Source organism: Teichococcus aerofrigidensis (assembly GCF_054073225.1).
Window position 1 is genome coordinate 1 of the sequence record NZ_JBSXMU010000111.1, and the last position, 9,999, is coordinate 9,999.

The window sequence follows — 9,999 nt, forward strand, 5'->3', positions numbered from 1 at the left end:
GGCTCGACCAGCGCGCCCAGCTCCGCATCCACCGCCGGCGGCAGTGGCAGGAGATTGGCCGCCGGCAGGCGCAGCAGCGGCGCGAAGCCGCCGTCGCAGGTCAGGCCCAGGGTGCGGCGGCCGGTGCAGCCGCGCGGCTCGCCCCGCCGGCAGGCCTCGCAGCGGCCGCAGACCAGGCCCGGATGCAGCGCCACGCGCAACCCCTCGGGCAGGCCCGCGCCCGGGCCGGCGGCGAGGACACGCCCCGCCATCTCATGCCCCATCGTCAGCGGCAGGTGCGGCGTCATGTGGCCGTAGCCCTCGGTCCACTCATAGGCATGGACATCGCTGCCGCAGATGCCCACCGCCTCGATCCGCACCAGCACCTCGCCCGCCGCCGGGGCGCCGGGCTCCGGCACCTCCAGCGCCTGCAGCCCCGGGCCGGGCCGCGTCTTGCGCAGCGCCAGCATCAGAAGGGCTCGGGGAAGTGCCCGTGGAAGACGGTGATCGGCGGCTTGGCCTCGGGGTCGGTGATCACCTCGATCAGCGCCGGCTTCCCGGCGGCGAAGGCGGCATCCAACGCGGCGCCGAGATCCTCGCCGCGCTCCACCCGCACGCCGGAGATGCCGCAGGCCCGCGCGATGGCGGCATGGTCGACGCTGGCGAAGTCGCAGGCGATGGTGTGCTCGCCGAACTTGGCGTCCTCCGCGTGCTTCTGGAAGCCGAGGATGCCGTTGTTCAGCACCACCACCGTGACCGGGAGCTGCAGGCGGAACAGCGTCTCCAGCTCGGCCCAGGAATGGCCGAAGCCGCCATCGCCGCAGAGGCAGACCACGCGCTGCTCCGGCGCCGCCACCTGGGCGCCGATCGCCAGCGGCACGCCCCAGCCGAGCCCGGCCAGGCCGCGCGGCGTCAGGAAGCGCTGCCCGGCGCGCTTCGCCGTCATGTGGATGTTGATCCAGTTCGAGGAGTAGGAGGCATCGGCGACCATGATGCCGTCCTCCGGCATGCGGCGGTCGATCTCGGCGGCGACGCGCTCGGGGCGCACCGGCCCGCCATCGCGCCCGCGCACCCCGGCGGTGAGCCTCTCCCATCCGCGGACGGCCTCGGCGATGCGCGCCTCAACCGCGGGCCGCGCCGCCGCGCGCGCGGCGAGGTCCTGGCGCAACATCGCCTCGCGCAGCGCCGCCAGCGTCGCCTTCGCGTCACCGGCCAGGCGCATCGCCTCGTAGTTGCGGCCGATCTCGATGGGATCGGGGTCGATATGGATGAAGCGGGCGGCGCGCGGGTAGAGCGACCAGCTGTCGGTGCCGTTCTGGTTGGTGCGGTTGCCGACCAGCAGGACGACATCCGCCTCCTCGACCAGCGGCCGCATCGCGTGCGTGCGGGCGCCGAGGCCCATGGTGTTGCCGACGACGCCGAGCGAGAGCGGGTGCGTCTCGGCCACCGCGCCCTTGCCCATGAAGGTGGTGGCGACGGGCAGGTGCGCCGCCTCCTGCAGCGCGGCGAGCTCCTCCGCCGCGTCGGACAGATGCACGCCGCCGCCGGCGATCACCAGCGGCTGCCGCGCCCCCGCCAGTGCCGCCGCCGCGGCCTCGATGCGCGCGGCCTCGGGCAGGGTGCGGTCGAGCGGATACCGGCCGAGGCTGGCCCGGCGTCCCGCCACCGGCACCGCCTGCTCCAGCAACAGGTCGGCCGGCAGCAGCAGCACCGCCGGGCCCGGCCGGCCGGAGGTGGCGGCGGTGAAGGCCATGTCCACATAGTCCTCCAGCCGGTCGGCCCGGTCGATCCGCCGCACCAGCTTGGCCACCGGCGCGAAGAGGGCGAGGTGGTCGAGCTCCTGGAAGGCATTGCGGTCGGCGCTGTCGCGCGACACCTCCTGCACCAGGGCGAGGACCGGCACGCTGGCCTTCATCGCCTCGGCCAGCGGCGGCACCAGCAGGGCGGCGGCGGGGCCGTTCTGCGCCGTGACCACGCCGACCTTGTGCGAGACGCGCGCATAGCCGTCGGCCATGGTGCCGCCCATGTTCTCCTGCCGGTAGACCTTCTGCTCGATCCCGGCATGGGGCGCGGCCAGATGAAAGGCCGAGGGCAGGCTCTGGCCGAAGGTCAGCGTCACGCCGTGGCGGGCCAGGGCCTCGGCCAGACGCAGGGCGACGGTCGCGTTGGGAGTGCCGCGGGATGAGGCGGGGCCAGAGGCGGTCATGGGCGTTTCCTGATGCTTTTGCGATTTGCTATAGCAAATAACGCCGTGCTTGACTCGTCAAGCCACTCCGGGGATCTCCGCCGCATGGACGATAGCCTGCCCTCGGACTGCCTGCCCCCGGACTGCCTGCCCCTGGCGCCCATCCACCGTGAGGATTCCCTGGCCGGAAAGGCCTATCGGCAGCTCCGCGCCGCGCTGATGTCCGGCCGGCTGATGCCGGGCCAGAAGCTGGTGCACCGGCTGCTGGCGCAGGAGCTGGGCGTCAGCCCGACCCCGGTGCGCGAGGCGCTGCTCCGCCTCGCCTCGGAAGGGGCGCTGGACCTGGATGCGCGCGGCGTCGCCCGCGTGCCCCGGCTGCATCCCGACCGCTATGCGGAGATCATGGACCTGCGCGTGGACCTCGAGGGCCGCGCCGCCGCCCGCGCCGCCGAACTGGCCCTGCCGGCCGAGATCGCCGAGTTGCGCGCCATCCATGACCGCGTCGCCGAGGGACGGATACGCAACGACGCCCGCATGGTCCTGACGGAGAACGAGCGCTTCCACTTCCGCACCATCGCCCTGGCGCGCATGCCGATCCTGCAGCGCCTGGTCGAGGGGCTCTGGGTGCAGGCGGGGCCGACGATCAATCTGCTGTTCGCCGCGCCGCGCCCGCTGACCCCGCAGGCGCACCCGCACCAGGCCCTGCTGCGGGCGCTGGAGGCGCATGACGGCGAGGCCGCCCGCGCCGCCGTCACGCGCGATCTGCGCGAGCATGGCGCCTTCATCGCCGCGCTGCTGGCGGCGAGCCCGCCGCCGGACTGAGCGGAGAAGCGCCGCCGAAGCCCGCCCTTACCCCGGGCGTTCCGCGCTCCAGGCCGCGCCCTCGACCTGACCGGAGATGCGGCCCTCGCGCACCTCGCCCTGGTAGCGGCGGCCTCCTGCCTCGAAGCTGATGCGGCGACCATCCATGCGGCCATCCGTGATGTCCATCATGCGGCCATCCAGCGTCAGGGTGCCGGTCAGCATCTGGTAGCGCTGCACGAGGGCCAGCCGGCCCTCGCCGAGCCGCCATTCGCCGCCGGCCTGTGCCGGGATCACCCATTTATAGGCACGACAGAAGCTGGTGCAGCCGGACTCGCCGACCACCTCGTCATCCGGTGTCCAGTCTCCCATGGTGAAGGTGTTGGAGACCACGCGGGTGCCCGGCTCCATGGCCAGCAGGGTGGGGCGGAGGCGCTCATTCAGGGCCTGCAACAGGAACAGCGTCACCACCGTGGCGTCCGAGAAATCGGACTGGAAGATGTCCCCCTGGGAGAAGGTGGCGCGATCCGCCACGCCTTCCGCCTGCGCGCCGCGGCGGGAATGCTCCACCAGATCCGCGTTGTACTCGATGCCGTGGGCGCGCAGCCCGCGCTTGGCCGCGGCGATCACCGTGCGGCCATCGCCCGAGCCGAGATCCACCAGCCGATCCTGCGGCGTCACCGCCGCCATATCCAGCATCCGCTCGATCAGCCAGGCCTGGGTGGGCAGCCAGATCACGTCCTTGCCGGCCTGCCCCACCGTGGGCGCATAGGCGGGCGGCGCGGCCGGCTGCTGCGCCAGGACGCCCTGCGACACAAGGGCGGAGAGGGCGGTGGCCACGACGAGTGTGGAGAAGCGCGTCATGTGGGGCCTTTCCGGGATCAGGGGGCTAGGGGGAGGAGGCGGGCAAGGGAGGTACCTCGCGGCGGCGGAACAGCAGCAGAGGCGCGCCCGCCGCCACGGCGGCCAGCCCCACCAGGGCGCCGAGGCCGGTATAAGCGATGCTGGAATGCAGCATGTAGGCGCAGGCCAGGCAGAACAGGATGGGCGTGAGGGGGTAGAGCGGTACCCGGAAGGGCAGCACCCGCTCCGGCTCCCGCCATCGCAGCACGAACAGGGCCAGGCCCGTCATCAACATGAAGCCCCAGAACACCGGCGCGCCGTAATCCACCATGGCGCGGAAGCCATCCTGCGTGGCGGCGCCGAATCCCACCAGTGCCAGGGCCACCGCGCCCTGCAGGAGCAGCCCCCGCGTCGGCGTGTGGCGGGCCTGGTTCCATTCGCCCATCCTCGCCAGCCAGGTGATGTCCCGCGCCAGGGCGGCGGCGGAGCGGGCGCCGGTGAAGATGGTGGCATTCAGGGTGGAGACGGCGGCGACGACCACGGCGGCGGTGACGATGCCCGCCCCCGCCTCCCCGGCCACCACGCGCATCATGTCGGCGGCCACGGCGTCGGAGCGGCGCAGCCCCTCCAGCCCCAGCACGGCCAGCAGCGCGATGTTGACCAGCAGGTAGAGGCCAACCAGCAGGGCGGTACCGATCAGGAAGACGCGGGCGATGTTGCGCGGCGCGTCCCGCACCTCGCCGGTCAGGTAGGAGGCCTCGTTCCAGCCGCCATAGGTCAGGAGCACGAAGACCAGGGCGAGGCCGAGCGATCCCATCGCCGGAGCGGAGACCGGCGACGGGGCCGTGGCCTCGGGCGCAGCCAGCAGGCCGAGGCCGATGATGGCGAGGATGGCGCCGATCTCGAGCGTGGTGACCGCCAGCTGCAAGGTCTTGCTCTGGAAGGTGCCGGCGATGTTGACGGCCGTCAGCATCACCACGGCCAGCGCCGCGTAGACCGCGCTGCCATACGGCCCGAGGGGCAGGGCGGCCGCGGCGTAATCTCCGAGGACGAAGGCGACGGCGGCGATGGCGCCGGTCTGGATCACCGCGCTCCGCGCCCAGCCGAACAGCATGGCCACGGGGCGGCCATAGGCGCGGGACAGGAAATGGTACTCTCCTCCGCTCTGCGGATGGGCGGCGGAAAGTTCGGCGTAGCAGAGGGCGCCCACCAGGGTGATGAGGCCACCTATCAGCCAGACACCCAGGAAGGCGGCCTCGCTGTCCACCTGGGACGCGACGAGCGAGGGGGTGCGGAAGATGCCCACCCCGACCACGATGCCGACCAGAATGACCACCGCGTCGAGCACTGACAGACCGGACCGCGCTTCCGATGTTCCGGGCTGCGGCATCACATGTTCCACATCTTCGACGGAGGGGCCGCGACGGTCTGTCGCTGGATCATATCCAAAAAATTACGAAACGGATAGTTCAGCTTGCTCCTGCCCGGGGCGCGACGCCAAGTGAAGAAGAGTTGCGAAGCGTCATGGAGGGCGGCCGGTGGCGACTTCCGCATTCGCCGCCGGCGAGGGCACTGGGCCTGATTGACGCAAGCGGCTCCCGCGAGGGCGGCGCGGCTGTGGCGCGCGTCATCGAGGGGTGGGCAGGCGGCACGATGCGGAGGGATGGCCGTCCGTGCCGGGAAACGCGCGGATTATCGGTGAGTGGTGTCCCCGGCGGGATTCGAACCCACGGCCCCCAGATTAGGAATCTGGTGCTCTATCCTGCTGAGCTACGGAGACGCCGGCGGCAAAATAGAGCAGATCGCGCCAGGGCGAAACCGCCCTTCCTCATCATTGGGCCTCATCGCGGGCGGCGGAAGCGCTCGACCGCGGCCACCAGCGCCATCCGCACCCCGGGCTCCAGCGCCGAATGCCCCGCATCCGGCACCACCGTCAGCCGGGCGCGCGGCCAGGCGGCGGTCAGGTCGAAGGCGCTCTCGGCGGGGCAGACCATGTCGTAGCGCCCCTGCACGATCTCGGCCGGCAGGTGGGCGATGCGCTCCATGCGCCCGAGCAGCCCCTCCGGCGGCAGGAAGAGGTCATGCGCGAAGTAGTGCGCCTCGATGCGCGCCAGGCCGAGCGCCGTGCGGTCCTGGGCGAAGCTCGCCACCGTGTCGGGGCTCGGCATCAGCGTGCTGCAGAGCCCCTCATACTGGCTCCAGGCCCGGGCGGCGGCGAAATGCACCGTCGGGTCGGGGTCGGTCAGGCGGCGCAGATAGGCGGCCAGCAGGTCGCCCCGCTCGGCCGGCGGGACGTGCTCGGCGAACTGCTCCCAGGCATCGGGGAAGACCCGGCGCAGCCCGTAGAGGAACCAGTCCACCTCCCGCCGCCGCCCGAGAAAGACGCCGCGCAGCACGCAGCCGGCCACGCGCCCGGGATGCTCCTGGGCATAGGCGAGGGCCAGGGTGGAACCCCAGGAGCCGCCGAAGAGCAGCCAACGCTCCAGGCCGAGGAAGCGGCGCAGGGTCTCGATGTCGCCCACCAGCTCCTGCGTGGTATTGCCGGCGAGCTCACCGAGCGGGCGGGAGCGGCCGGAGCCGCGCTGGTCGAAGATGATGATGCGCCAGTGCAGCGGGTCGAAGAAGCGGCGGTGCACGGCCCCTGCTCCCGCTCCCGGCCCGCCGTGCAGGAACAGCACCGGCTGGCCCCGCGGATTGCCGACCTGTTCCCAGTACATGACATGCCCGCCCGAAAGCGGCAGCAGGCCGGTCTCGTAGGGCGCGATATCGGGGAAGAGGTCGCCGCGGGGCATGGCGGGATGTTTGGCGCTTCGGCCGCTGCCGCGCAACACCATCTCGGGAGCGGCATAACGTTTGCGCGCGCCCGCCTCTTCGCGCCGGGCCGCTTCGTGCCTAGCTTGGGCCAATGGCGTCTCCCTCCTCCTCCACCGGCCCCTCCTCGCCCGGCACCCCGGCCGGCCGGCCGGCCGGTGGCCTGCGCTGCGCCGTCTGCGGCGGCGAGAGCCGCCAGCCGCCCTTCCGCCCCGGCCCGCCCGAGCAGGCCCCGGACCTCGACCTGCGGCCGGGCGAGCCGTTGCGCGGCACCATGGCGCGGTGGCTGCAGCAGTGCCCGCACTGCTCCTATGCCGCGCCCGACATCGGCCGGGCGCATCCGGCGGCGGCCGAGGCGGTGGCGGCGGCGCCCTTCCGGGCGCTGATCACCGAGACCAGCCATCCCCTGCTGGCGCGTCGCTTCCTGGCCTGGGCGCATGTGCTGGAGGAGACCGGGGCGCTGCATGCCGCGGCGGAGGCGACGCTGCACGCCGCCTGGGTGGCGGACGACATGAACCGCCCCGACCTCGCCGCCAGCTGGCGGCTGGAGGCGGTGGCGCTCTGGCGCAGCGGCCCGCCGCTGGATGCCGAGCAGACGGTCCGGGTGATCGACGCGCTGCGCCGCGCCGAGGCCTGGGAGGACGCGGCCGCCACGGTGGAGGGGCTGCTGGCCAGCCAGCCGCCCGAGGCGGTGGCCCAGGTGACGGCGCTGGAGCGCCGCCTGGTCGCCGCGCGCGATGCCGGCCGCCACACCATGGCCAGCGCCCTGCCGCCGCCGGCGCGCCGGCCGCATGTGGCGCAGCAGCGGATTGGCCGCCGCGCCACCGGGGAGGGCCTCTGGAGCTGGCTGCGGCAGATCTTCGGCCGGCGCTGAGGGCGCGGCCCGGGCGGGCTTGCCGGGCCCGCCATTTCGGGCGAATTGATACGCTATAACGTTCTCTGGAGACTCCTCATGCCGCTGTCCCGCCGCGCCCTGGTCGCACTGCCCCTCGCCCTCACCCTGCCCGTCCTTGGGCGCGCCGCCCGGGCGCAACCGGCACCGCTTCCGGTCGTCGCCTCCTTCTCCATTCTGGGCGACATGCTGCGGGAGGTCGGCGGCGACGGGCTGGCGGTGCGCGTCCTGGCCGGGCCCGATGTGGACGCCCACAGCTTCCAGCCCCGCCCCTCCGACGCCCAGGCCCTGCGCGCCGCCCGGCTGGTGGTCCGCAACGGGCTGGGCTTCGAGCCCTGGCTGGACCGCATGCTGGCCGCGGCCGGGCAGCAGGGGCGGCTCGTCACCGCCAGCCAGGGGATCACGCCCCGCCAGGCCGGGCCCGCGGATCACGGCCACAGCCATGGTCACAGCCACGGCCACGGCCACGATCATGACGCGGCCGATCCGCATGCCTGGCAGGATCTGCGCCTGGGCCAGTCCTATGTGCGGACCATCCTCGCCGGGCTGCAGGCGGCCGATCCCGCCGGGGCGGCGGGCCATGCCGCGCGGGCGGAGGCCTACCTGGCCCGGCTCGCCGCCCTCGATGCCTGGGTGCGGGCCGAGATCGGGCGCGTGCCGGAGACACGCCGGGTGGTGGTCACGAGCCACGATGCCTTCGGCTATTTCGGCGCGGCCTATGGCGTGCGGTTCATCGCGCCGCAGGGCGTCAGCACCGCGGCCGAGCCCTCGGCCGCCGAGGTGGCCCGGCTGATCCGCCTGTTGAAGCGCGAGGGGATCACGGCGGTGTTCCTAGAGAACATGGCGAATCCGGCGACGCTGAACCGATTGGCGGCGGAGGCGGGGGTCACGGTCAAGGGCCGGCTCTACGCCGATGCCCTCTCCTCCGCCGACGGGCCGGCGCCGAGCTACGAGGCGATGTTCCGCCACAATGTCGGCCTGCTGACAGCGGCCATGCGCGGCTGAGACGGCGCCCGGCCGGCGGCCGGGCCACGCCGTGAGCTGCCGGCGGAATAGAAGTATTTCCGTAAAATCTCCTGAACGGCAGGAACAAAGCTTGAAATTGAGCGATCGTGCAGTTAATTTCCGGCAACGGAATTCAACCGCTCGCTCTTTCAACGCCCGATCCAGCCCGTACAGGGAGACGCATGCATCACGGACCGCTGATCGCCACCATCTGCGCCGGGCTTTCGCTCGCCTTCATCTTCGGCGCGGTCGCGCAGAGGCTGCGCATCTCCCCGCTTGTCGGCTATCTTCTCGCCGGCGTCGCCATCGGGCCCTTCACGCCGGGCTTCGTCGCCGACCAGGGCCTGGCCAACGAGCTGGCGGAGATCGGCGTCATCCTGCTGATGTTCGGCGTCGGTCTGCATTTCTCCCTCAAGGACCTGCTCTCCGTCCGCAAGATCGCGGTGCCGGGCGCCGTGGTGCAGATCGGCGCCGCGACGCTGATGGGCATGGGCCTGGCCTGGATGCTCGGCTGGTCGATCCCCGAGGGTTTCGTCTTCGGCCTCGCCCTCTCCGTCGCCTCCACCGTGGTGCTGCTGCGCGCGCTGCAGGAGCGGCGCATCGTCGAGACCGAGCGCGGGCGCATCGCCGTCGGCTGGCTGATCGTCGAGGACCTGGCCATGGTCCTCGCCCTGGTGCTGCTGCCGGCCATCGCCAGCGCGGTGAACGGCACGCCGAGCGATGGCGGCGGGCCGCTGGCGGCGCGGCTCGATCTCGGCCTCGCCGGCATCCTGATGGTCACCCTCGCCAAGGTCGTCGCCTTCGTCGCCGTTATGCTGATCGTCGGGCGCCGCGTCATCCCCTGGGTGCTGCACTGGGTGGTGCATACCGGCTCGCGCGAGCTGTTCCGCCTCTCGGTGCTGGCCGTGGCGCTGGGCGTCGCCTATGGCGCGGCCATCCTCTTCGACGTCTCCTTCGCCCTCGGCGCCTTCTTCGCCGGCATGGTGCTGGCCGAGAGCCAGCTCAGCCACCGCGCGGCCGAGGAGACCCTGCCGCTGCGCGACGCCTTCGCCGTGCTGTTCTTCGTCTCGGTCGGCATGCTGTTCAATCCGAGCATCATCGCCACCGCCCCGGCCGCCCTGGCGGGCACCATCCTGATCATCGTCGTCGGCAAGTCGATCGCCGCCTGGGCCATCGTCCGCGCCTTCGGCCGCTCGAACACCGTGGCGCTGACCATCTCCGCCAGCCTGGCGCAGATCGGCGAGTTCTCCTTCATCCTGGCCGGGCTCGGCGTGGCGCTGAACATGCTGCCCGCCGAGGGGCGCGACCTGATCCTGGCCGGCGCCATCCTCTCCATCCTGTTCAACCCCTTCTTCTTCATCATCATCGACCGCGTCACGGCGCGGGCGGCCGCCCGCCAGGCCGCGGCCGCGCCCGCCCCGGTGCCCGCGCCGGCTCCCGTCATGGCCGCCGCGGGGGCCCCCCCCCCCCGCCCCCCCCGCCC

General features: G+C 72.7%; 9 protein-coding genes and 1 tRNA gene. 4 read left to right on the top strand and 6 right to left on the bottom strand.

Annotation, left to right across the window (positions count from 1 at the left end; genetic code table 11):
- Together ACVMLK_RS17190 and ACVMLK_RS17195 are read right to left on the bottom strand one after the other, a co-directional pair.
- Positions 1 to 449, bottom strand: a 449-nt coding sequence (locus ACVMLK_RS17190) for an alcohol dehydrogenase catalytic domain-containing protein (protein ID WP_457487095.1), incomplete at its 3' end; no start/stop codon positions are given.
- On the bottom strand, positions 449 to 2,185 hold the full coding sequence (locus ACVMLK_RS17195) for an acetolactate synthase catalytic subunit (RefSeq protein WP_457487096.1): 1,737 nt from the start codon (positions 2,183 to 2,185) through the stop codon (positions 449 to 451). The genes ACVMLK_RS17195 and ACVMLK_RS17190, both read right to left, overlap by 1 nt.
- Before the next feature lie 84 nt (positions 2,186 to 2,269).
- On the opposite strand from ACVMLK_RS17195, the gene ACVMLK_RS17200 reads away from it, so the two are divergent.
- Entirely contained in the window at positions 2,270 to 2,986 is a 717-nt protein-coding gene (locus ACVMLK_RS17200) for a GntR family transcriptional regulator (protein WP_457487097.1), read from the top strand.
- A 27-nt stretch (positions 2,987 to 3,013) separates the two neighbouring features.
- On the opposite strand, the gene ACVMLK_RS17205 is transcribed toward ACVMLK_RS17200, so the two are convergent.
- The 4 genes from ACVMLK_RS17205 to pip all read right to left on the bottom strand — a co-directional run bounded on the left by ACVMLK_RS17205 (position 3,014) and on the right by pip (position 6,600).
- A complete protein-coding gene (locus tag ACVMLK_RS17205) occupies positions 3,014 to 3,829 on the bottom strand; it encodes an SAM-dependent methyltransferase (protein WP_457487098.1) in 816 nt (271 codons plus the stop codon).
- 25 nt (positions 3,830 to 3,854) lie between these two features.
- Positions 3,855 to 5,198 carry an APC family permease gene (locus ACVMLK_RS17210; RefSeq protein WP_457487099.1) on the bottom strand — a complete coding sequence of 448 codons (1,344 nt, stop codon included), beginning with the start codon at positions 5,196 to 5,198 and terminating at the stop codon, positions 3,855 to 3,857.
- Between the two features lie 313 nt (positions 5,199 to 5,511).
- A tRNA-Arg gene (locus tag ACVMLK_RS17215) sits at positions 5,512 to 5,588 on the bottom strand.
- A gap of 61 nt (positions 5,589 to 5,649) precedes the next feature.
- A complete protein-coding gene (gene pip, locus ACVMLK_RS17220; RefSeq protein WP_198365427.1) occupies positions 5,650 to 6,600 on the bottom strand; it encodes a prolyl aminopeptidase in 951 nt (316 codons plus the stop codon).
- Positions 6,601 to 6,713: 113 nt separating this feature from the next.
- Between pip and ACVMLK_RS17225 the strand changes: the two genes are divergently transcribed.
- The 3 genes from ACVMLK_RS17225 to ACVMLK_RS17235 all read left to right on the top strand — a co-directional run.
- Positions 6,714 to 7,493, top strand: a complete 780-nt coding sequence (locus ACVMLK_RS17225; protein ID WP_457487100.1) for a hypothetical protein — start codon at positions 6,714 to 6,716, stop codon at positions 7,491 to 7,493.
- A gap of 78 nt (positions 7,494 to 7,571) precedes the next feature.
- A complete protein-coding gene (locus tag ACVMLK_RS17230) occupies positions 7,572 to 8,516 on the top strand; it encodes a metal ABC transporter solute-binding protein, Zn/Mn family (RefSeq protein WP_457487101.1) in 945 nt (314 codons plus the stop codon).
- A 182-nt stretch (positions 8,517 to 8,698) separates the two neighbouring features.
- On the top strand, positions 8,699 to 9,999 hold a 1,301-nt coding region (locus tag ACVMLK_RS17235), incomplete at its 3' end, for a cation:proton antiporter domain-containing protein (RefSeq protein WP_457487102.1).